17 protein-coding genes are annotated in these 21419 nt (G+C 62.7%); 9 read left to right on the top strand and 8 right to left on the bottom strand.

Translation table 11 applies throughout. From position 1 onward, the window contains the following. Positions 1-76 precede the first annotated feature (76 nt). The 3 genes from Pan44_RS18055 to Pan44_RS18065 all read right to left on the bottom strand — a co-directional run bounded on the left by Pan44_RS18055 (position 77) and on the right by Pan44_RS18065 (position 1722). A complete protein-coding gene (locus tag Pan44_RS18055; protein ID WP_145031713.1) occupies positions 77-562 on the bottom strand; it encodes an NADH-quinone oxidoreductase subunit C in 486 nt (161 codons plus the stop codon). Positions 563-691: 129 nt separating this feature from the next. Further along, positions 692-1285 carry an NADH-quinone oxidoreductase subunit B gene (locus tag Pan44_RS18060; protein ID WP_145031716.1) on the bottom strand — a complete coding sequence of 198 codons (594 nt, stop codon included), beginning with the start codon at positions 1283-1285 and terminating at the stop codon, positions 692-694. Positions 1286-1338: 53 nt separating this feature from the next. Beyond that, the gene (locus tag Pan44_RS18065) at positions 1339-1722 is read right to left on the bottom strand and encodes an NADH-quinone oxidoreductase subunit A (RefSeq protein WP_145031718.1); all 384 of its coding nucleotides are present in this window, start codon (positions 1720-1722) and stop codon (positions 1339-1341) included. 376 nt (positions 1723-2098) lie between these two features. Here Pan44_RS18065 and Pan44_RS18070 point away from each other — a divergent pair, with 376 nt between their 5' ends. After that, a complete protein-coding gene (locus tag Pan44_RS18070) occupies positions 2099-2368 on the top strand; it encodes a hypothetical protein (RefSeq protein WP_145031721.1) in 270 nt (89 codons plus the stop codon). Between the two features lie 101 nt (positions 2369-2469). Further along, positions 2470-3876 carry a 30S ribosomal protein S12 methylthiotransferase RimO gene (gene rimO, locus Pan44_RS18075; protein WP_145031724.1) on the top strand — a complete coding sequence of 469 codons (1407 nt, stop codon included), beginning with the start codon at positions 2470-2472 and terminating at the stop codon, positions 3874-3876. A 115-nt stretch (positions 3877-3991) separates the two neighbouring features. On the opposite strand, the gene Pan44_RS18080 is transcribed toward rimO, so the two are convergent. Continuing rightward, a complete protein-coding gene (locus Pan44_RS18080; RefSeq protein WP_197453432.1) occupies positions 3992-4261 on the bottom strand; it encodes a hypothetical protein in 270 nt (89 codons plus the stop codon). A 224-nt stretch (positions 4262-4485) separates the two neighbouring features. Between Pan44_RS18080 and Pan44_RS18085 the strand changes: the two genes are divergently transcribed. Both Pan44_RS18085 and Pan44_RS18090 read left to right on the top strand, forming a co-directional pair. Beyond that, positions 4486-6192: a hypothetical protein gene (locus tag Pan44_RS18085; RefSeq protein WP_145031728.1), complete on the top strand. Its 1707-nt coding sequence runs from the start codon at positions 4486-4488 to the stop codon at positions 6190-6192. A gap of 2 nt (positions 6193-6194) precedes the next feature. Next, a complete protein-coding gene (locus tag Pan44_RS18090; protein ID WP_197453433.1) occupies positions 6195-6812 on the top strand; it encodes an amino acid kinase family protein in 618 nt (205 codons plus the stop codon). Positions 6813-6892: 80 nt separating this feature from the next. Here Pan44_RS18090 and hemE read toward each other — a convergent pair whose 3' ends face one another. Together hemE and Pan44_RS18100 are read right to left on the bottom strand one after the other, a co-directional pair. Continuing rightward, positions 6893-7930 carry a uroporphyrinogen decarboxylase gene (gene hemE / locus Pan44_RS18095; RefSeq protein WP_145031734.1) on the bottom strand — a complete coding sequence of 346 codons (1038 nt, stop codon included), beginning with the start codon at positions 7928-7930 and terminating at the stop codon, positions 6893-6895. Positions 7931-7999: 69 nt separating this feature from the next. After that, on the bottom strand, positions 8000-10540 hold the full coding sequence (locus Pan44_RS18100; protein WP_145031737.1) for a U32 family peptidase: 2541 nt from the start codon (positions 10538-10540) through the stop codon (positions 8000-8002). Between the two features lie 596 nt (positions 10541-11136). On the opposite strand from Pan44_RS18100, the gene Pan44_RS18105 reads away from it, so the two are divergent. Further along, on the top strand, positions 11137-13473 hold the full coding sequence (locus Pan44_RS18105) for a polysaccharide biosynthesis tyrosine autokinase (protein ID WP_145031740.1): 2337 nt from the start codon (positions 11137-11139) through the stop codon (positions 13471-13473). Between the two features lie 61 nt (positions 13474-13534). Here the strand turns inward: Pan44_RS18105 and Pan44_RS18110 are convergent, their stop codons facing one another. Then, positions 13535-15643 carry a thioredoxin domain-containing protein gene (locus tag Pan44_RS18110; protein ID WP_145031743.1) on the bottom strand — a complete coding sequence of 703 codons (2109 nt, stop codon included), beginning with the start codon at positions 15641-15643 and terminating at the stop codon, positions 13535-13537. Between Pan44_RS18110 and murC the strand changes: the two genes are divergently transcribed. From murC to Pan44_RS18130, 4 genes are all read left to right on the top strand, one after another. Next, the gene (gene murC, locus Pan44_RS18115; RefSeq protein ID WP_145031746.1) at positions 15642-17219 is read left to right on the top strand and encodes a UDP-N-acetylmuramate--L-alanine ligase; all 1578 of its coding nucleotides are present in this window, start codon (positions 15642-15644) and stop codon (positions 17217-17219) included. The genes Pan44_RS18110 and murC overlap by 2 nt on opposite strands. Next, on the top strand, positions 17194-18072 hold the full coding sequence (gene murB, locus Pan44_RS18120; RefSeq protein ID WP_145031749.1) for a UDP-N-acetylmuramate dehydrogenase: 879 nt from the start codon (positions 17194-17196) through the stop codon (positions 18070-18072). The genes murC and murB overlap by 26 nt, the downstream gene beginning before the upstream one ends. Before the next feature lie 56 nt (positions 18073-18128). Next, a complete protein-coding gene (locus tag Pan44_RS18125) occupies positions 18129-19403 on the top strand; it encodes a Gfo/Idh/MocA family protein (protein WP_197453434.1) in 1275 nt (424 codons plus the stop codon). A gap of 210 nt (positions 19404-19613) precedes the next feature. Next, the gene (locus Pan44_RS18130) at positions 19614-21029 is read left to right on the top strand and encodes a hypothetical protein (protein ID WP_197453435.1); all 1416 of its coding nucleotides are present in this window, start codon (positions 19614-19616) and stop codon (positions 21027-21029) included. Positions 21030-21053: 24 nt separating this feature from the next. Here the strand turns inward: Pan44_RS18130 and Pan44_RS18135 are convergent, their stop codons facing one another. Further along, on the bottom strand, positions 21054-21386 hold the full coding sequence (locus Pan44_RS18135; protein WP_145031752.1) for a rhodanese-like domain-containing protein: 333 nt from the start codon (positions 21384-21386) through the stop codon (positions 21054-21056). Positions 21387-21419: the final 33 nt, after the last annotated feature.

Below are 21419 nucleotides of genomic sequence, written 5' to 3' on the forward strand. Positions count from 1 at the left end.
GGCTAGCTCCGACCGCTCACGGATGCGTTCAGCGTGCGCGGGGCAGATGAGGCCGCCTGACGGCGGGGCCTCTCTTTCAGCTCTCGGCGCGGGTAATGACGGGGAAGTTGTGGCGTTCGCCGCGGCCCTTGAGAGGGTAGTCCTTGCGGAGCGGGAACGCTGTGAACTCGTCCGGCATGAGGATGCGGCGGAGGTCGGGATGGCCTTCAAACTTGATCCCGAACATGTCGAACACTTCCCGCTCCATCCAGTCGGCCCCTTTCCAGAGGGAGTAGACCGACGGAAGTGCGGGATCAGGATCGTTGACGAACGTCTTCAGGATGACCCGCTCGCCGGTGGTCGTATTCAGGAGGCAGTAGACCACGCCGAACCGATCGGTCGCGCCTTCGTACTCGAGATAATCGACGGCGGTGACGTCGACGAGCATGTCGAATCCGAATTCCGTCTTCAGGGCCGAGGCGGCCTCGGAGAGTTTCGCTGCCGGGACGATGGCGCGGCGGTTATCGCGAAATTCGCTGGTCGAGCCGTTGAAGCGGGCAACGAAGGCGGCGGTGTCGAGCATTGTGAAGGATTCAGGATTCAGGGGTCAGGATCCAGGGACGAGAGGAGCGGGTGCTCGTCGTTCCACTTCAATCCTCATCGCGAGCAATTCGCAGGTCGTGGCTGGCCGGCGGCTAGCGCCGTCCGCTCACTAGTTCAGATTCGGGGAGTTGTAGATCGGGAGATCGACGATGGGGAGCGCCTCGCGCGAGCGGCGGATTTCGTCGAGTTCAATCGGGATGGGCCCCGTGGCCGTGGTGCGACGACCGAATTCGCGGCCGTTGTGGGTCCCGGTCTTCTGAACGATGTCCTGCATTTCGATCAGGGCGGCGATCAGCTGCTCAGGGCGGGGAGGACATCCGGGGACGTAGAGATCGACCGGGATGAACCGGTCGACGCCCTGGACGACGGCGTAGGTATCGAACACGCCGCCTGTGCAGGCACATGCTCCCATCGAGATGCACCACTTCGGCTCGGGCATCTGCATCCAGATGCGCTGGAGCACGGGGAGCATTTTCATGACGACGCGGCCGGCGACGATCATGAGATCGCATTGCCGAGGGCTGAACCGCATGACCTCGGCGCCGAAACGGGCGAGGTCGAAGCGGGAGGAGGCCGTGGCCATCAGCTCGATGCCGCAGCAGGCCGTGGCGAACGGCATCGGCCAGAGGCTGTTCTTGCGAGCCCAGCTGGCCGCGGCGTCGAGGGTGGTGAGGAAAACGTTATCGGGAAGTTTTTCAGCCATGACTTAATCTTAGGCGATCAGGGTTGTGACGTCTGGGGGGTGTCCGTCCTGGATCAGCGCCACTTGAAGACGCCCTTGCGCCAGGCGTAGGCATAGGCGATCGCGAGGGTGGCCATGAAAATGATCATGATGCCGAACATGGTGTTCCGGAGTTCGAGGGGGAGCCCCCCTTCTCCGACATCGACGTAAGCGCACGTCGCCCAGGGATAGAGAAACAGCAATTCGACGTCGAAGACGAGGAACAGGATCGCCACGAGGTAGAATTTGACGTCAAAGGGCTGCCGAGCGTCGCCGACCGGGTCCATCCCCGATTCGTAGGCCATCTGCTTGGTGGCCGTCTTCTTCCGGGGCCCCAGGACGTGCGTCAGCACCATATTGGTGATGACGAAGCCGATCAGGATGAGGACGTAGACGAGGACTGGGGCGAAAGCAGACATTGCAGGGGCAAAAAAGGTCGGGCCGGAGGATGGCGGTCAGGGCTTCAAGACGTCCGGCGGCCGGATGTTAGGTGAAGTAGAAAACGTGAACAACCACCGTTCAGGGCATTCGCTTTGAAATCGCAAAGGCTAGAATGGTGGACTCCGCCCGTGGCCGCCCCGGCCGCCGGTGCATGAATCGCCAGGACTTCGGGCGGTTTGCCACATTAATCGTCCCGGCAGCGCCAAGAATCTGTCGCTGCGGCGCCCTGAAGAGTTTGTGTCGTCGTGAGCAGCAATCTGAACAGCCCGTCCGCTTCGAAAGGCACGTACGCCTTCGTGAAGGCGTAGGCAAATGCAACGTGCTGCGTGACCGTCCTTGTAGTTTCACCTAACAATGAGCCTCTACACGAGCAAAACGGCTGCCAGAGACGAGGCGTTACGGATTGCAATAGAGTTCGTCGCTGCCCATTTTGCTGGTGATCATCGCTGGGAATGGGACTGCTGTGAGCCTCAGCCGGACATCAATTCAAAGAACTACCTGCAACGCAAGACCGTGGTGAAATGGAGTATCGCAGTTCGTCTCGTTCCCAAGAGCGGCGGTACGTTCGACGGTGGGCCAACGGTTTCCGTCGACATCGTCACGAAGGAAGCTCGGTTTCAATGAACAAGATTATCCCGGATGGCTTTTGGCCGTTCTAACCAGCAGTAATCGGCGGGAACGGGTACTATTGCGGGCTTGGTTTCACGGTGTTTTTAGGTGTTCTGATGACCAACCCGGTAAAGGGTGAAAAGACATTTGCCTTCGTGTCGCTCGGATGCCCGAAAAACCTGGTCGACAGCGAGAAAATGCTGGGGCACCTGGCGATCGATGGCTTCCAGGTGGTTTCGGAACCGGAGGGGGCCGATTTCGTCGTGGTGAACACCTGCGGCTTCATCGAGCAGTCGCGGGCCGAGTCGAAGGCGGTGATCCAGGAAATGCTCGACCTGAAAAAGGCGGGCGGGACCAAAGGGGTGATCGTCGCGGGCTGCCTGCCGGAACGGCTGGGTGGGACGCTGCTGAATGAAATGCCGGAGATCGACCACGTTGTCGGCGTGTTCGGACGCGATGAGATCGCAACTGTCGCCGAAAAGCTGACCGGGGCCGCCCCGTCGTCGCTGATCCAGCTGGAATCCTCGCTGCCTGGCGTGGCCCCCCTGCACCGCGAACAGCGGGAGCTGTTCCGGCCGGCGGCGATCAAGGCGCTCGATGACCGGGCCCGGATGCGGCTGACGCCCTCGCATTTCGCCTATCTCAAGATTTCCGAAGGGTGCGACCGGACGTGCACGTTCTGCTCGATTCCGAAGATGCGCGGCAAGCACGTCACCAAGCCGATCGAGATGGTGATCGAAGAGGCGAAGGAACTCGCGGCCGACGGCTGCAAGGAGCTGATCCTCGTCGCCCAGGACACGACCTACTATGGGCTCGACCTGTATGGCGAAGTGCGGCTGGTGCAACTGCTGAAAGAGCTGGAAAAGGTCGATGGGCTGGAGTGGATCCGGCTGATGTACCTGTACCCGATTCATTTCTCGGATGAACTGATCGACACGATCGCCGGATCAAGCCGGATCATCCCGTACCTCGACATGCCGCTGCAGCACATCAACAGCCAGGTGCTGAAGCGAATGCAGCGGCGGGTGAATCGCGAGAAGACGATTGAGCTCGTCGAGAAGCTGCGGGGCCGGATCGACAATCTCGTGATGAGGACGACATTCGTCGTTGGCTTCCCGGGGGAGACGGAGGAGCAGTTCGAGGAGCTGCGGGAGTTTGTGAAGGAAACGCAGTTTCAGCGAATGGGGGTGTTTCCGTTCTCGCGAGAGCCGGGAACGGCCGCCGATCGGCTGGATGGACACCTTCCGGACGAAGTGAAGGCGGAGCGGGTCGAAACGCTGATGGCGGACCAGCAGGAGATCGCCTTTGCGTGGGGCGACTCGATGGTGGGCTACGAACTCGACTGCCTGATCGATGAGGAAGTGGAAGAGGGAGTGTGGTCGGGTCGGACGTTTGCCGATGCGCCGGAGATCGACGGGACGGTGTACGTGCAGGGGGAAAACCTGAACGTGGGCGACTTCGTGCCAGTCGAGATTCTCGAGCGTCGCGACTACGACTGGATCGCGGCCGCCTCGGAGGAATAGCTCCTGCGGCTTGTCGTCCGATCGCAGGCCGCAGGCTGACCGGCCGGAAAAGCTGACCACGGTCGATGGAGAGCTAGCGCGGTTGGCTGAGCTGGCCGGCGGCTCGGTACGAGGCCTACTGGACCTCGATTGCGTTGGTCAGTGCGCGGTCCCGAATTTCGTCGAGGGCGGCGTGGGTGACCAGTTGCTTGGCGTAGTAGGTTGTCGTCTGTCCGGAGATGACGACGCGTTTTTCCGAGACATCAACGCGGAGGTCGCGGATGCGGCCGCCGGTTCGGCAGCGGACGATTCGCTCGATCCGGGCGACGAGAGTTTCATCGATGGCGGCTCTTGCCGCCTCATTCTTTGCGACAGCGGTCGCTGCGGGGCTCGCTTCCAGGAGCATCAACTCCCTCCTTGCGTCAAAGCGTCGGAGGCCGGGCAAGGGGTGCCCGACAAGGTTGTGTTGGTGAAGCGCCGTGGGCGTCTCCACGACCACGGAAATGAGGCTAACAAACAGGATTCGCGTGGTCAATTCCCGCGGGTTTCTCCTCAATCCCGCCTTACGCCGTCGGGGAAACTCGCTACGATCCCGGCGTCTCGTTCCCCCCGACTCCTTGGACAAAACACATGCGTGGCTACTCTGCCGCCGTTTTGGTGCGGCGATGCGTCCTGACTCTGTGCCTGCTTTCCACGGCGTTCACCGTTCGTGCGGCTGATGACGATGCGTTGGCCCAGGCGCTGTTGCCGCCGGATACGTATTTCTTCGCGACCTGCCCCAGCGTGGTCGATCTGAAGGCCCGGTTTGGCGACTCGGCGATGGGGAAGTTGTGGAACGATCGCTCGATGAGCGGGTTCCGTGCTGAAGTGCAGGCCGCCTTCGAGAAGGCGGGTGAAAAGGCGCAGGAGGAAATCGGCGTTCCACTTCGTGACCTGCTGGCGTTGCCGTCGGGCGAAGTGACGCTTGCGGCGTCCAAGGTGAACAACAAGCTGGGCGTGGCATTGATCGTCGATGTCGGCGAGCAGACGGCGACGCTGGAGAAGGTTCTCGCCAAGATCAACGAAGCAATCGCGGAGAAGGCGACGAAGTCGACGGAAAGCTACGAAGACATCGAGCTGAGCATCTTCAAGAAAGAAGGCAGCAACGCCGGCGAATTCGTTTACTTCACCGACGAGTCGTACGTCGTGTTCACCTCGAGCATCGGCTTCGCGAAGGCGATCATCGACCGGTGGGATGGCAAGCACGACAAGACGTTCGCCACGAACCCGATCCTGACGACGATTTTCGAAGAGTGCGAAGAGAACGAAGACGAGTTCTCCGACCTGTATTACTACGTGGACCCGATCAACCTGATCCTCGAAGTGCTGAAGATGAGCCCGCAGACGGCCGGGAACGCGGGAATGGCCCAGGGCTTCCTTCCGCTGCTCGGCCTGGACAAGCTGAAGGCGATCGGCGGCGTCTCCGCGCTGGAGAGCAAGGAGTTCGACAGCGTCTCCCGCACGATGTTCTACGTCGAGCAGCCGCTCGGCGGACTTCTGAGCATCTTCCGGATGCCTGCCACGCTTGAAGGGCCGCCGGCCTGGGTCGGCAAGAATGTCGACCAGTATTCGGGTTTCACCTGGGACATCCCGGGCGCTTACCAGGCGATCGACGCGCTGGTGATGACCTTTGCTCCTCAGATTGGCGGACTGGACGCGCTGCTGGACCAGGCGGCCAACCACCCGAACAACCCGGGGATTCACCCGAAGAAGGATCTGCTCGACCAACTCACCGGCATGGTCCACATGCTTGCGACGGAGAACGAAGGAGCGGACGTCGGGGCGCAGCGGATGCTGTTCGCGATCGGCGTGAAGGACGAGAAGACCGTGCACAACGTGATCGAGAAGGTGGCCGCCCAGGCGCCGAACCTCAAGCCGCGGACGTTTGAAGGCGTGACCATCTACGACATCGAGGCCGGCGGCGGCGACACGGCTCCGGCGCTTGCGGTGACCCGCGGGCACCTGTTCTTCGCGACGCATCCGGCGGCGCTGGAAGCCACGATCCGTGGCAAGTCGGTCGCGGAAGAGCCGCTCTCCGGGGCCGCAGACTACAAGGCGGTGGCCGAGCACTTCGAGACGCCGGCGTCTTCGATCGGGTTTGCCCGTCCGGCGGCGCAGATCAAGTCGATCTGGGAACAGGCCCGCAAGGGAACGTTCAACGAGCAGCTCGACGGCTTCGACCTGACGAAGCTGCCGGAATTCAGTGCCGTCCAGAAGTACTTCGCCCCGAGCGGCAGCTACATCGCTCCGAATGAGAAGGGGGCCATCATGGTCCAGTTCTCGCTGCCGGTGGAGTAATCGTGAACGATCCGAGACCGCTGCCGGCGACGGTCGTGAAACTCGGTGGAAGTCTGCTGGAACTGAAAGACCTCGCAGCCCGGCTGCGAGGTCTTTTTTCGTTGCTGGACAAGACTGGAGGCATTGCCACGGTTGTTGGCGGCGGGCCGGCAGCCGATCTCGTTCGCCGGTGGGATGAGCAGCAGACCTTCAGTGATCGTGAAGCCCACTGGCTGGCGATTCGGGCGATGCGGCTGACGGAGGAACTCGTCGCGATTCGCGCGCCTGAATGCGGGAACATTGAATCCGACCGGGGCGAAGTGCGGGAAATGCTGCTGTACAACCGGCGAGTGATTCTGTCGATCGAGCCGATGCTGGAGGCGGCGGCGAAAGAGTTCCTGCCACGGCCCGCGGCGAGCTGGGACGTCACCTCGGACACCCTGGCCGCGTGGGCAGCGAAGTACCTCGGTGTTTCCCGGCTCGTCCTCGCCAAGTCGGTCGATCCTCCTGCGGGCGGACTCGCGGCGGCGACCGAGCAGGGCCTTGTCGATCCGATGTTTGAGCGGAGCGCGGAAGGTCTGGAGATTTCGTGGGTCAATCTGCGCAGCGACCCGAACCACGTCGTCCCGTTCAGCGACTGACGCCGGTTTCGCCCGTCGTAGACGCTGGCAGCGTCGACAACGAAGCTTCCACTCACCGAGTGACGGCGCCGAGCGGTTGGTCAGACGGCTGAGAGTTCGCGGACCATGTGAACCAGCGCTTTCACGTTGTCTTCCGGAGTCTCGGGCAGGACGCCGTGACCGAGGTTGAAGATGTGACCTGGGCCGCGTCCCGATTCGAGCACCGACTTTACCTGGCGTTTCAGTTGGTCCTGCGGTCCGAACAGGGTGACGGGGTCGAGGTTCCCCTGCACGGCCCGCTTCGGTCCCAGCTGACGGCGGACATCGGCGAGATCGCTGCGCCAGTCGATTCCGATCACCTGCCCACCCGCCTCGGCCTGCAGGCCCAGCAACGCGGGATTTCCTGTCACAAAGTTGATGACGGGAGCATGCGGGGAGACGGCGGCGATCAGCCGTTTTGTGTAGGGCTGGACGTATTCGGCGTAATCGCGTGGAGAGAGACAGCCGGCCCAGCTGTCGAAGACCTGCACGGCCTGACAGCCCGCCTCGATCTGCGCCTTGAGGTAGCGTTCGAGCGACTCGATCAGGCGTTCCATCAGCACGCCCCAGGCGGCGCGGTCGGAGTGCATGAGGGTCTTCGTCCGGACGTAGCTCCTGGAGCCTGCACCTTCGATGACGTAGGAGGCGAGCGTGAAGGGAGCGCCTGCGAATCCGAGCAGAGGGATATCGGCCGGGAGTTCGCGACGGCACTGGCGGACTGTGTCGAAGACGAAATGCATGCTGTCAAGGTTTTCGAGGGTGCGGACCCGGTCGACATCAGCCGCCGACTTGAGCGGGTTGTGGATGACGGGCCCTTCGCCCTGGGCGTATTCGAGGTCGAATCCCATTGGCTCGAGGATGGGCAGGAGGTCGGCGAAGAGGATCGCCGCATCGACTTCGAGGACCCTCTGGGCCGTGACCGTGACTTCCGTCGCGAGGTCGGGCCGTTTGCAGAGCTCGAGAAAAGTCACCTTGCTGCGGACTTCGCGATATTCCTTCATGTAGCGTCCCGCCTGACGCATGATCCACATGGGGACGCGCGGGGTGGGTTCGCAGCGGGCGGCTTTGAGGAACAGGCAATCGTGGAGCAGATCAGACATGAGGAAACCATAGCGGCGCGGGGGGAAAGCCACGAGCGAATCTGTGTCGCCCGTGCGGCGTGAGGGCCATCAGAGAATGGCGAGGGGATCCCGCCGGGACTCCAGCGTGCCGCGAGTGACGCCGACGCGGTTCATCGCCTTGAGTTCGGTCCAGACGCCGGTGGCCGAAGCCTGGCCAGCCAGGAGATCTCGATAGAGATCGATCGTCCGCCGCACCTCGGAGGGCGATTCTTCCAGGAACTCGATCCGAAACCTGCGGACGCCCTGCTGGAGGAGCCCGGTCACGGCCTCGGCACCGCTCTGCGCCTGGGCATTGAACAGCGTATTCCGGCAGCCAACATCGGCCGTCAGCGGGTGTTCCATACCGACCCGGTCGCGAAGCTGGACGACGTGGTCGTCGCACGGACGGCCGCAGTTCGTCTTGTTCGTTCCGGGGGAGAGGACTGCGCAGAAGACGCAATGCTCCATGTGGAACATCGGCATGTGCTGGTGGATGACGACTTCGAGCCATTGGGGCGGCAGGGCCTGCACGAGGGCGAGCAACTGGTCACGGTTCATGTCGTACGACGCCGTGATCGTCCGGGCCCCCTTCTCCATCAGCCAGTGGGCGGTGAGTTCGTTGGTGACGTTGAGTGAGAAGTCCGCCAGCACCGGGATTCCGAGTTCCCTGAAGAACGCGAGGCCGGAGAGATTCCTGACGAGGACCGCCGCGGGGGCGTCTTTCGCCATTCGCCGGAAGAGTCCCATTTCCCCCGGCTTCTGGATGCGCGGAGTCGCGACGGCGACTGTGACATTCCGATCCCGGCCCAACCGGACCGCGTCGGTGTAGTGCCGAATGTCGGAAAAGTCCGCAGTCAGGTGGGTGGCGCCGGAGTCCATCGCCGCAACGAGCTGCTCGAGATTCCGGCCGAGGATGTGCAGAATCGGCGGAGAGGACTCGCCATCCGGTGCGCGGTTCGGCAGGGCTGCGCGCAGGGCCGGGAGCACGGGCCCGGCTGTAATCCGGCGGGCGGGGGGCGCCGTCGCCAATTCGTCGAGCCTGCGGACCATTTCGTGGCGGAGGATCGACGAAACGCTCAGCGGGAGCATGGGGGCGCCGATGATGGTCGCGTGCAGAGACTGCAGTTCGTAGTTCGTTCCACCGAGCCGCCCCAATTGCTCGCGTAGGTGGGCCTCCGTCAGCGTGTGTCTGCGGGCCGGTTCGAGCGGTCCGTCCGTGGCCACTTCTACCCGATACCCGGTCGCCGTCCGCGCGCTGACCCGAAGTTGCTGCCCGGCCTCCGCGTGCACATCCAGGTCGACCGCAACGCGCCGCTGCGGGTCGAGGGTCTGGAACGTCTTTCTCAGTTTTGCGTTGAGCCGGGGATCATCAGTTTTCCACAGTTTCTGCCCGGGCCAAAGCCGAGAGACGTCGACGGCGCCATGGTGGAACAGGAGATCGACGACGCCGGCGGTCGCGGCGCCGTGGACTTCGTGGCGATCGCGTTCCAACTTGAGGATTCGACCTCCCTGCTCATCGCGGGCGGCCCGGTCGCCTTCAAAGACGACGCCGTCACCAGCGGCGATGCCGGCCTGCAACCGGACGACGACGCGTTCGCCGGCCAATCGGACGATTTCTCCCAGCAGCACGCCGCGCTTGGCCGAACTGAGGCCGGGTACAAGCACTTTGTGGTCGCATCCCCCCAGCCAGCCGGGTGAGAAACCTCGCGAGAACGAGAGTTCCATCTCCTGCACATCTTCCCCCGAGAGAGGGGAAGCCTTGCCGGCGACGGCCGCATCAATGGCGCGGCGATAGTGCCGGGTGATATTGGCGACGTATTCCGGAGTCTTGAGACGGCCTTCGATCTTGAAGCAAGAGACGCCTGCGTCGATCAGATCGTCGGCCAGCGCATAGGCGGCGAGGTCCTGGGGACTCAGGAGGTATTTCACGTCGCCGAGATCGACATCCTCGCCGTCGCACACCAGCTCATAGGGGAGTCGGCAGGCCTGGGCACATTGACCGCGATTCGCACTTCGACCGCCGAGGGATTCACTGGTGAGGCACTGCCCGGAGTAAGCGACGCAGAGCGCGCCGTGGACGAACGCCTCGATCTCGATCGGTGTTTCGGAGGCGATGGCCCCGATTTCTTTGACCGAGAGTTCGCGGGCCAGGACGATCCGTTCGATTTCGAGCCCCTCGAGTTCGCGGATCGTCTCCGCACTCGTCATGGTCATCTGAGTTGATGCATGAATGGGGAGGTCTGGAGCGATGGCCCTCACCAGGCGGGCCAATCCGATGTCCTGAACCAGAACGGCGTCGACTCCTGCGGCCGAAATCTGCCGGATCAGCGGCTCGACCGCGTCGAGTTCGTCGCTGAACACGAGCGTATTCAGCGTGACGTAGCCGCGGACGCCGCGCTGATGGAGTTCGGCCATGATCTCGGGCAGGTCGGCCGGTCCCATGTTTTCGGCACGGGCCCGCGCGTTGAAGCCGACGTTCAGCCCGAAATAGACGGCATCGGCACCGTTCTCAATGGCCGCGCGAATGCATTGCCGGTCGCCCGCGGGCGCCAGAAGTTCAGGCGTTCGGCGGATGCGGGATGCAGGAGGGGGAGAGACCGGGATCGGCACGTCGCACACAGAAAGAGAGTTGGATCGTCTGCGTCGAGTTTAGCGACTCTGAGGCGGAATCCGACGAACAGACCTGTATCGCAGCGTCGAGAAACCGCATCCTTCGATCGGGGTTGCCGCAGTTCGCGGCATTTGCCTGCCCGCTTCCGGGCAGGACGCGCCGACTGGTCGTTGCGAACCTGCGGGGCTGGGGAACGATCTTTAGAAAAGTGGCCGGGATGGGCAGTCGACGCGCGCATTGCGTGTGCCGTGAAGATAGTGTTCGACCAGCCGCACTCGCATTGCGCGAACCGACGAATTTGTTGTGTTTTCACACCACCGCGTGTATGTTTTTGGCACAGCTCCGACTTGGCTGTCCACTTCTCGCTCGGTGGCCAGTCGGACGACAAGACTGTAACCGTGAAGGCGGGAACAGTTTATCGCACGACGCGAATGGCCCTGGCCGCCGGGATTCGGCGGCGATAAGGATGCACGGTTCGCGATTTGCAGAGTGCGGCAACCTTGCTGTGGGCCAGCAGGATTCACCCGTGATGAGACTTCCGCATCACGACCCGTGAAATCATGTGGTCCAGACTGACTTCCTAGCGGAGATTCGAGTGAGCACTACGACAACGGACTGGCAGGCCCCGACGCCGATTACCCCCTCGGCGACTGAGGAGCAGCCAACCGACAAAGGGCTCGACGTCTTCAATGCCATCATGGGGCGGAAGTTTCTGGTCGTTGCCTTTATCGGCATCGGCATCGCTCTTGGGCATCTGTATTACACCCGCCAGCCTCCGGTCTATGCGTCGTTCGCCAAGGTGATGGTGTTGAGGCCGCAGACGTCGATGTCGACCGGCCGGGACGATCGGACGACAAACTCGATCAATTCGGTGGACCTGCTGGAGAACCATCAGTACCTGCTGACCCAGCCGACGATTATCAAGGGAGCGGTCGATCCGACGCTGCCTGAGGGGGCGACGGATGAAGAAAAACTGGCCTCGAAAGAGAGCGGCCTGCTGAAGCTTCCCACTCTCGCAGGGCAGTCGAAGCCGAGTGTGATTTCGACGATCGCGGGAGGGATGCGCGTTCAGCGGAGCGAAGTGTCGGAGGACGTTCTCGAGATTTCGTATTCAGGACCGAACGCGGGGGATTGCAAGAGGATCCTCATCGCGGTTCTCGACTCCTATAAGACGTGGCTGCAGTCGACCCAGGCCGGCAGCCGCGCCGAACTGGAATCGCTGCTGAAGTCGGGCAAGACCGAACTGGAGGATCGGCTCGCGAATAACCGCACCGAGTACGACCGATTCCGGAACAAGGCCCAGCTGTTGTTCCAGGACAATAAGGGAATCAACTACTACGAAGAGCGGCTGAGGAAGATTGAAGACGAGCGGCACCTGAAGATGCTCGAACTGCAGCAGCTTTCGGTGCAGCGGAACGCCATGAAAGACGCGCTGGCCCGCGGGGCAAGCAAGGAAGCCCTGTTGCTCATGGCCAACATGCTGAAGAACGACCCGGAGAAGTCGAACCAGACGGAAAGCCTCCAGGCCCGGATGGATCCGTTCATGAAGGAAGTGACTCCGCTGCTGGTGGAGCGCGAGACCCTGCTGGAGACGGTTGGTGAGGGACATCCCCAGATTCGAAAGCTGGACAAGCGAATCGAGGCCCTTCGCGGCCTGCTGCGGCAGGAAACCGGTGACAGCGGCCCGAAGCGCGACCTGCTGAGCATTCACCTGGAATCACTCGACGAACGCATCACGTCGCTGCAGAACGAAGTCGCCGAACTCAATACCGGGTTCGAAGACGTGAAAGCGAAAGCCCTGAGCATGCAGGAGGATCAGCGGATCGATCAGCGGCTCACTGAAGAACACAATCACCTGAAACAGCTGTACGACGCACTGGTCGCAAAAATCACGACGCTGGACCTTTCGAAGTCGGCCGCGCCGATGCAGGCCGATATCCTGTCCGAGCCGACCCCGGGCATCCAGATCGGTCCGAGCATGCCGCAGGCTCTCGGTTTCGGCGGCTTTGGCGGACTGCTGGCGGCGATCGCCATTGCCCTGCTGCTTGAGACGGCGGACAAGAGCTTCCGTAACCCGGATGAGATTTCGCGTCAGCTGCGACTGCCGGTCATCGGTCACATTCCGGAACTGGCTGCGGACCGCGACTGGAAGATTGTGAAGGACGCCAAGGTCGACAGCAGCATCTCGGTACACCACCGTCCCAAGTCGCGCCTGGCCGAGTCGTATCGCGCGGTTCGCGCGGCGATTTTCTTCGGCATGCGGGGGCAGTCGCACCGCGTGTTACAGGTGACGAGCGCGAATTCGGGCGACGGCAAGACGACCCTGTGCTGCAACCTGGCCTCGGCCATCGCGATGTCGGGCAAGCGGTGCCTGCTGGTCGACTGCGATTTGCGTCGGCCCCGCGTACACAAGCTATTCGGAGTGAGCATCGACGTCGGCGTGGCCTCTGTCGTTCGCGACGGGATGGACGTGCCGGATGCGATTCAGTCGACCCTGGTGCCGAATCTCGACGTGATGACCGTCGGTCCGCGCGTCGAGAATCCGGCCGAACTGCTGCTTTCTCCGGAGTTCACTGTTCTCGTGCAGCAGCTTCGCGAGAAGTACGACTTCGTGTTGATGGACACGCCGCCGATCCTGATCGTGACGGATCCGGCGGCCGTGGCGGCGCATGTCGACGGGGTGATCCTCGTCGTCCGGAATACGAAACGGTGTCGCCCGCAGACCCGCCGCGTGCGTGAGACGCTCGATCTCATCGGCGCCCGCGTGCTGGGTGTGGTGGTGAACGGCATCAGCGAACGGGCGGCCGGTTACGGCTACGGCGACTCCTACAGCTACAACTACACGACGTCGTACCGTTCGAAGTCGGGCAAGTACTACAGCGACGAACGTGTCGGAAATTCGTACTACGACGACTCGCGAAAACGCCGATGACGTATCGAATCTGAAGAATTCGAGCCGCCGGTCGAGCCATCGACCGGCGGCTTTTTTTCGTTCAGGCGTTCGGGGTCCGACCTGCGTGCCTGCGAGCATCGACAAACACGCGAAGGGCCGCGGCGTCCATCAATGGCTCGAAGCAGGTTCCCCGCTCGCAGAGGTATGAGGTCGTCCGCCGTTTGATGGCCTGCTTGCCTTCGAGCGCGGCCTTGAGCGGTCCCTGAAGGCGGTCCGTTTCGTCGACGACCAGAACCATGGGAGACGGATGCGGCGCCTCAGCGACGGCAGCCTGCATCCGATCGGCTTCCTCTGAGTTGTCTCCGGGCAGAATCACGACGATCGGCTGCGGTCCCAAGGCAAACTCCAGGGCCAGGAGCGACTGTGCAGCGGTACGGGGATGCCGTGACATGAGACCCGAGAGGGCCTGGAGCGTCCTCGCGGCGGCCTCTTCGAACCGCGTGTCGCCGGTGACTGCCGCCAGGCGAAAGAGGGCCGTTGCAGCGACACCATTGCCGGACGGGGTGGCGTTGTCCTGCGAATCCTTGACTCGCGTAATGAGGCGCTCATGGTGGGAGGCGGTGTAATAGAAGCCCCCCTCATCGTCGTCCGGGAAGTCGCGGAGCATGATTCCGGCGAGGCGGATGGCCTCCTCGAGCCAGCGGGCGTCCTGGGTGGCCTGGTGGAGGTCGATGAGCCCATCGATGAGACAGGCATAGTCGTCGAGGTAGGCGGCGAATCTCGCGCGGCCATCCTTGAACGTGTGCAGCAAGCGTCCGTCGGCATCGCGTACGGTTGTCACGAGGAACTCGGCCGCACGCACTGCGGCGTTGACGTAGCAAGGTTCTGCGAGAAGTTTTCCAGCCTGCGCCATGGCCGAGATCATCAGCCCGTTCCAGGACGTGAGGACCTTGTCGTCACGTCCTGGGGCGATGCGGCGCGAGCGGGTCTCAAACAGGCGTCGCCGGTCGTCAGCCAGCCGTTTCTCGAGAACGCTGATGTCGAGGTCGGTCGCCTTTGCGACGTCGCCGATCGGACGGGGCCGGTTGAGGATGGTGTGGCCTTCCCAGTTTCCGCCGGGGGTGAGGTCGTAGGCGGCGGCGAAGACCTGTGCTTCGTCCGGTCCCAGGAGCGATTCGACCTCATTGATCGTCCAGACGAAGAACTTTCCTTCCTCGCCTTCGCTGTCGGCGTCCTGCGTGCTGTAGAAGGCTCCTTCCGGCGCGGTCATCTCGCGAAGGATGTAGTCGAGCGTCTCTCGAACGACAGTGACGTCCTGTGGCCGACGTTCGGCCAGCCAGAGGTCAAGGTAGGCCGGCACGAGGAGGGCGTTGTCGTAGAGCATTTTCTCGAAATGCGGGACGAGCCAACGGGCGTCGGTGGAATAGCGATGGAATCCGCCGCCGAGATGATCGTAGATACCGCCGGCGGCCATCCGGTCGAGAGTGAACCGGGCGGCATCGAGGGCCGCGGGGCTGGCAAACCGCTGGCCACAGCGGATCAACAGACGCAGGTCCATCGGATGCGGGAATTTGGGGGCTTGGCCAAAGCCGCCGTAACGGACGTCGAAGACGGAGAGAATCGACTGGACGGCGTTTTTGAGAGTTTCAACCGACAGCTGCGTCTCGTCGAAACCGGCCGAGGCCATCTGGTCGACGGCCTGCGTCAGGGAGGCGGCCGACCGCGAGACATCCTCTCGCCGCGTGCGCCAGGCCTCGTCGATCAGTTGCAGGATCTCCCTGAACCCGCGCATGCCCATCCGGCTGTCGGGCGGCCAGTAGGTGCCTCCGAAAAACGGCTCCCGGCGTGGAGTGAGGAAGACGGACATGGGCCAGCCGCCGCGCTGGGTGAGCGCCTGGACCGCCGCCATGTAGATCTGGTCGATGTCGGGGCGTTCTTCGCGATCGACTTTGATGCTGATGAAGCGCTCGTTGAGGATCGCGGCAATCTCGTCGCTTTCGAAGCTTTCACGCTCCATGACGTGACACCAGTGGCAGGCCGAGTACCCCACTGAGAGAAATACCGGCTTGTCTTCCGCGTTCGCCCGTTCGAACGCTTCGTCGCTCCACGGGTACCAGTCGACCGGGTTATACGCGTGCTGAAGCAGATAGGGGCTGGTTTCTCCGGCGAGGCGGTTCGCCTGCCGGCCGGCGTTGGATGGTGTCGACATGAAGTCCTCCGTGGAGCTGGTCGTTCATCGTAGAGGCCGATCTCCCGAGGAACCATTCCCTTTCGCCGACGCCTATTGCATCGTTGTTGCGGGTGGCGGGAAAACTTGCCGTGTGCGATGGCCGGGATTCTGCAAAGATTCCGGTCCGTGCCCAAGTCGGAAGCCGCGTTTGTCCGAGTGTGATTTCCTATTGAACCGTTCGGCGGCCGCCGTCCACCTGGTCGGTTGTGGCGGCGCCGGAATGCGTGCCCTTGCCGAATACGCGAGGGATCTCGGCTGGCAGGTCAGCGGCAGCGACGCGGCCGTCAACGGGCGTGTCCGCGGCCGGCTCGAACAGTGCGGCGTGACCGTTCATGAAGGACATTCCTCGGAGCATATCTCTCCCGGCCTGGATGCCCTGCTCTACAGTCCGGCGGTTCCGGGCTCGAATGTCGAGCGGAGAGCTGCCCGGGAGAGGAACCTGGCGGAGGCTTCCTATCCCCAGTTCCTGGGCGCCGTGTCCCGCGAACGACAGGCGATCGCGGTTGCCGGGACACACGGAAAGAGCACGACGACTGCGTTGATCGCCGAGGCCCTGTCTGATGCGGGGAAGGTCTCGGCCGTCTTTTGCGGAGCGGAGATCCTCTCGCGGGAGCGCCACGGGTGGGCCGGGCCTGGGAACTGGGCCGTGATTGAGGCGTGCGAATACCGGCGCCACTTCCTCGATCTGAGCCCGGAGATCGGTGTGATCCTGGGGATTGAGCCTGATCACTTCGACTGTTTTTCCGACCTCGACGACGCCATTGGCGCCTACAGCCAGTTTCTCGCTCGCATTCGCCCGACCGGGCTGGCGCTCATCAACGTCGACCAGGACTCTTCACAGGGGCTTGCACGAGGGGGCGGCCGAATCGAGACGCTGTCGGCGATCGGCGCCGCGGCCGACTGGTCTGCCGTGGTGACCCGTCATTCGGCCGCGGGCGTGGAGATGAACATCAGTTTTCACGGAGAACTGGAAGCGAGAATTTCGTTACCGATCCTCGGCTCGCATCATTCGGCAAATGCGCTGGCTGCCTTCGCCGCCCTCCGGGCGGCAGGGTTGTCTTCGTCCGCAATTGCAGATTCGTTCGCCCGGTTCTCGGGTCTGGGGCGTCGTCTGGAACGTCACTCCGACTGGCGCGGCGTGATCCGACTGGACGACTACGCGCACCATCCGACGGCGGTCCGCGCAGTGCTGGAGGCGATCCGGAACGACGTTGCGGTTTCCTCGGAGACTCGAATCGTCTGCCTGTTCCAGCCTCACCAAGTGAGCAGGACGCGGCCGCTGCTGGACGATTTCGCCGCCGCGGTCTCCGTCGCTGACGAGGCGTGGATCCTTCCCGTTTACGCAGCGCGGGAAGATGGGGCGGGTGTGGCGAATGAGCTCTCGAGGGAAATGTCCCGGCGTGTTCCGCGCCCTTGCCGCTCCGCGTTCATCCCGTCTCTTGACCATGCGCTGACGACACTAGAGACTGCCCTCCGACCGGGGGATATTGTTGTCACGCTCGGCGCCGGAGATATCGACTGTCTGCATTATGACCTCCCTCGACGCTTTCCGTGAAATTCTCCGGCAGGATGAGTCGCTGGCTCCACAGACCTGGCTGCGAATCGGCGGACCCGCCCAATATCTTGCCGAGCCTCGCAATGCGGCCGAGCTTGAATCGCTGTTGAAGGCCTGTGCCACGGAAGAACTGCCGGTCCACGTGCTGGGAAGCGGCTCGAATGTTCTGGTGCGCGACGAGGGAGTCAGCGGAGTGGTCGTGAAGCTGACCGCTCCCGATTTCGCCAGGATTTCCATCGAGGGGACAACGGCCCGCGCCGGCTGCGGCGTGTTGCTGTCGCACCTCGTCGTGGAAACCGTAGGCGCCGGCCTGGCTGGAATGGAAACACTCGTCGGGATTCCGGGAACGCTCGGTGGAGCGATCCGCGGAAATGCGGGAGGTCGGAGCGGAGAGATCGGACAGTTCATCCGATCGATTACAGTCCTCTCGTCGACGGGGCAGAAATTCGTCCGCACGGCAGACGAACTGAGTTTCGCCTACCGTTCGAGCGGAATCAGCGACCTGATCATCCTCGAGGCAGAGCTCGAACTGACGAAGGACGATCCGGAGGAGATCGCCCGTCGGATGCGGAAGCTCTGGATCATGAAGAAATCGACGCAGCCGTTGTCTTTCCAGTCGGCAGGCTGCATCTTCAAGAATCCGCGTGGGCTCAGCGCGGGCGCGCTCATCGAACAAGCTGGACTCAAAGGAACCCGCGTCGGTCAATGCGAAGTCAGCGACCGTCACGGAAATTTTATCGTGACGTACGAAGGGGCCACGTCGGCCGACGTTCTGCGACTGATCGACCTGATCCGGACCAAGGTCGCAGAGAAACATGGAATCGACCTGGAGCTTGAGATCCAGGTCTGGTAATCGCGGTGACATTGCGCTCGTGAGTCACCGTGTCGATGTCTTGATTGGAGTTTGGAATGGCTGCGGGTGGATCATCAGTCCTGAGAGCAGGAATGGTCGGGCTCGGGATGATCTTCGATGAAACGTACCGCCCGTTCTTCGAGCGTGCTCACGTCGAAGGCCTGTGGGATCGAAGGTTCGGCGCTCTTGATATCGAGCTTTCGGCAGTCGGTACGCGGACCGGGAAACGGGCTGCGGCGTACAAGAAGTCGGCCGGGAAAAACATCGCGGACTTCAAGAATTTCTCCGGTGAACAGGCCCTGGAGCAGCTGGTCGCGACCGATGTCGACCTTGTGTGCGTGGCGACGCCTGACGACCGTCACTTTGACTCGGCCAGGAAGGCCCTTGAGGCGGGGAAGCATGTCATCATCGAGAAGCCCTCGGTGCTGTCACTCCGCGAACTGGATGAACTCGTGAAGCTGGCCCACGAGAAGGGGGTGCTGGCGAAGGTCGTTTATCACAAGCTTCTGGACCCGGATCACAAGAAGCTCCGCACGCTGGTCGCAGACGGCGTCTTGACGCACATCAACAATGGCTACTGCTCGCTGCTCGAGCCGAAATCAATCTCGGGTTCGCAGTTCGCGGAATGGATCACGGGCCGAAACCCGGGCACGTACGTCGCGGTTCACTACATCAAGCTGATCGACTTCACGTTTGGCGGACGTCTGAAAACGGTGACTGCGACGGGCCAGCGAGGGCTGGTGGGTCCCAAGGACGGACCGACGTGGGACAGCGTGCAGATGCGGATGATTTACGAGCATGCCGACGGGCGTGAGGCGGCCTACGACATCCACACTTCCTGGGTCACTCCGAACAACTTCCCGGGCTACGTCGAACAGGAAGTGCAGTTCCGGTTCGATAACGGCGTGTGGAACGGCCATTCTCGCAAGCGGGGGGTGGAACTCACCGTCGAGGACCGCACTCCGAACGAGCTGAAAACGACGATCAACACGCACTACAACGGCACGTTCCTCGAGCCGTGGGAAGCCCGTTCGCAGCGCGGCTACGGCATCGAAGTGATCGAACGTTTCGTGCGGGAAGTGGCTTACGTCGAAAAAGGAGGCCCCGCGGCCGATCGGGCTGATCGCCTCAAGGAAATGCGTTCGCTGGCGTACAACGACCTTGCTGCCGACCGGCAGGTGGTGGCGGCGGTTCAGGCGCTGGAGGCGATTCTGGAAGAGGCCGCACAGGGGCACCCTGACGCGGTTGTGAGCTACGACGCGGAAACGAACAAGTTGACGCTTTCCCGCCCCGGCAATTCCCAGGTGCGGGTGCTGCATCCGGGCCAATAGCCGCGTTGCGGCAGCCTGATTGAGATCAGGATCATGCGCGGCATCGACTGCGGACGAACCATGATTCTCTCACTGTGGCTGTGGAGTCGGAAACACGCAGGGCGCCGCTCACTCATCAGCGTGAGCGGCGTCCTCCCTTTTTTGCTGGTCCTGCCCGTCGTGTTGCTCGTACTCTGGTCGATCGTCGGTCGCCTGTTGTAGGGGACGAAGATGGATGCACTGTCTGCCTGGGGTCACCTCCATACGGCATCCCCTCTGGGACGCCGTCAGTTCCTGAAGCAGTCTCTGGGCGGGGCCGCTGCTGGTTTATTCCTTGGCCAAGAGACGCTGGGCCAGTCCGCCGGCGAGCGTCCGGCGCCGATCCGCGGAGTCCGCGTCATCAATCCCCGGGGGCGGGTGCCGCTGAGCTTCATCATTGATGACAGCACGTGCCTGGTGAACCTCGCCCATTACTGCATTCCGCAGTTTGCCGAGGTGTTCCCAGGCCGGTACAAGCAGGATTGGCGGAAACTCCCCACGGAGATCCCGGACGACTTTGTCCGGAAGTTCGGCGACTGGTGCGGCGAGCACGGGGTCAAGGGCAAATACAGCGTCGTCCCCTACCCCGCCTGTGTCGGCTGGGTCGACCGGGAAATGCCCGGATGGACAAAAGGGGAACTCGAAGCGAGTCTCAAGCTGCTCCGCGAGTTCATGTCGACCAACTGGGATTTCCATCCCGAGATGGTCACGCACACCTGGGTCATCAATCCCAAGACCGGACGCCCGTATGAGGAGCGTTCGGCCCGCTTCATGGAGAACTGGGAGTGGAGCGTCGGCCGTTCAGTCGACGAGATGTCGGAATACCTGGCCTATGCCCTCAGGGTGCTGAAGAATGCAGGCCTTCCCTGCGAGGGAGTGACGACGCCCGGCGGATTCGGAAACCGCGCCCGCGAATCGCTGGCCCAGGGAACTTTCAACGCCGTGCGTGACGTGTTCGGGGCCGAGATTCCTCACTACTTCCGCGACCTGTTCACCAACGACAAGAGCGTCGCACCGCTGGTGCAGTACGCCCGCGACCTCGACACGGATGATCCGAAATGTGTCGTGTCGATTCTCGGCTGCACGGGGGACTGGTTTGGCGGCTGGGACGGTCTGGAGCGGGGTCACGTCGACCAGTTCATCACGGAAGACCTCAAGGGAGGCCGGCTGCCTGAGGTGATCGACCGGGGCGAACCGGCGATCCTCGTCTGCCACTGGCCAGGCATCTACTTCAACGGCGAGGAATATGGCTTCAACGTTTTCAAGACGGCCGTCGAGCGGGTGCATCGACGCAACGACAATGTGCTGTGGATGAAGCTCAGCGAGATCGCCCGCTACTGGGCGGCGAAAGAACTGACGACGCTGAGCCGGGAGGATGCGGCGATCGCCCTGAAAGCTCCCTACGCCTGTCCGGCATTCACAGTGGAAGTCGAGACTTCGCCCCAAGGGGCGCCGATCGTCGTGGCTGGCGGATCGGAGACGCCGCTGAAACGCTGTTCACGAAAGCTCGACCTGGCGAGCGGGATGTATCACCGTGATGACGAAACGACGACGGTCTGCCTGGACCTCGTGAAAGGACGATCGCAGATTGTGTGGCGACAGGGCTGAGCCGGGGCGTCGATCGGCCGAGGCTTAATAGCGCGGCACCGCTGGGTCGATTGTCTGCGACCAGTGGTCGATTCCGCCGGCCATACTCTGTGCCTGCGGGAAGCCCTGCTGACGCAGCCACATGGCGACCCGCAGACTCCGCCCGCCGTGATGGCAGTGGATGATGATCGGGACGTCCGTATACGGCCGGAATTCTTCGACGCGATCCGCCAGTTGCGACATTGGAATCAACGTCGCTCCTTCAATCCGGGCGACGGCGTCTTCGTCCGGTTCGCGACAGTCGACAAAGAAGAGCGGCGTGCCAGCCGCCAGCTGCGCGTTTGTGGTCGTGCAATCGACCTCGAGCGGTACGCTCATCAACTTTTCCCTCTCCCTAGCAGCAGTCTGCCG

This window comes from Caulifigura coniformis, from assembly GCF_007745175.1.
GTDB lineage: Bacteria > Planctomycetota > Planctomycetia > Planctomycetales > Planctomycetaceae > Caulifigura > Caulifigura coniformis.

Coding starts and splice junctions, on each gene's coding strand:
- Pan44_RS18055 (WP_145031713.1), bottom strand. CDS start 562: ATGCTCGACACCGCCGCCTTCGTTGCCCGCTTCAACGGCTCGACCAGC.
- Pan44_RS18060 (WP_145031716.1), bottom strand. CDS start 1,285: ATGGCTGAAAAACTTCCCGATAACGTTTTCCTCACCACCCTCGACGCC.
- Pan44_RS18065 (WP_145031718.1), bottom strand. CDS start 1,722: ATGTCTGCTTTCGCCCCAGTCCTCGTCTACGTCCTCATCCTGATCGGC.
- Pan44_RS18070 (WP_145031721.1), top strand. CDS start 2,099: ATGAGCCTCTACACGAGCAAAACGGCTGCCAGAGACGAGGCGTTACGG.
- rimO (WP_145031724.1), top strand. CDS start 2,470: ATGACCAACCCGGTAAAGGGTGAAAAGACATTTGCCTTCGTGTCGCTC.
- Pan44_RS18080 (WP_197453432.1), bottom strand. CDS start 4,261: ATGCTCCTGGAAGCGAGCCCCGCAGCGACCGCTGTCGCAAAGAATGAG.
- Pan44_RS18085 (WP_145031728.1), top strand. CDS start 4,486: ATGCGTGGCTACTCTGCCGCCGTTTTGGTGCGGCGATGCGTCCTGACT.
- hemE (WP_145031734.1), bottom strand. CDS start 7,930: ATGTCTGATCTGCTCCACGATTGCCTGTTCCTCAAAGCCGCCCGCTGC.
- murC (WP_145031746.1), top strand. CDS start 15,642: ATGAAGTCCTCCGTGGAGCTGGTCGTTCATCGTAGAGGCCGATCTCCC.
- Pan44_RS18110 (WP_145031743.1), bottom strand. CDS start 15,643: ATGTCGACACCATCCAACGCCGGCCGGCAGGCGAACCGCCTCGCCGGA.
- murB (WP_145031749.1), top strand. CDS start 17,194: ATGACCTCCCTCGACGCTTTCCGTGAAATTCTCCGGCAGGATGAGTCG.
- Pan44_RS18125 (WP_197453434.1), top strand. CDS start 18,129: ATGGCTGCGGGTGGATCATCAGTCCTGAGAGCAGGAATGGTCGGGCTC.
- Pan44_RS18130 (WP_197453435.1), top strand. CDS start 19,614: ATGGATGCACTGTCTGCCTGGGGTCACCTCCATACGGCATCCCCTCTG.
- Pan44_RS18135 (WP_145031752.1), bottom strand. CDS start 21,386: ATGAGCGTACCGCTCGAGGTCGATTGCACGACCACAAACGCGCAGCTG.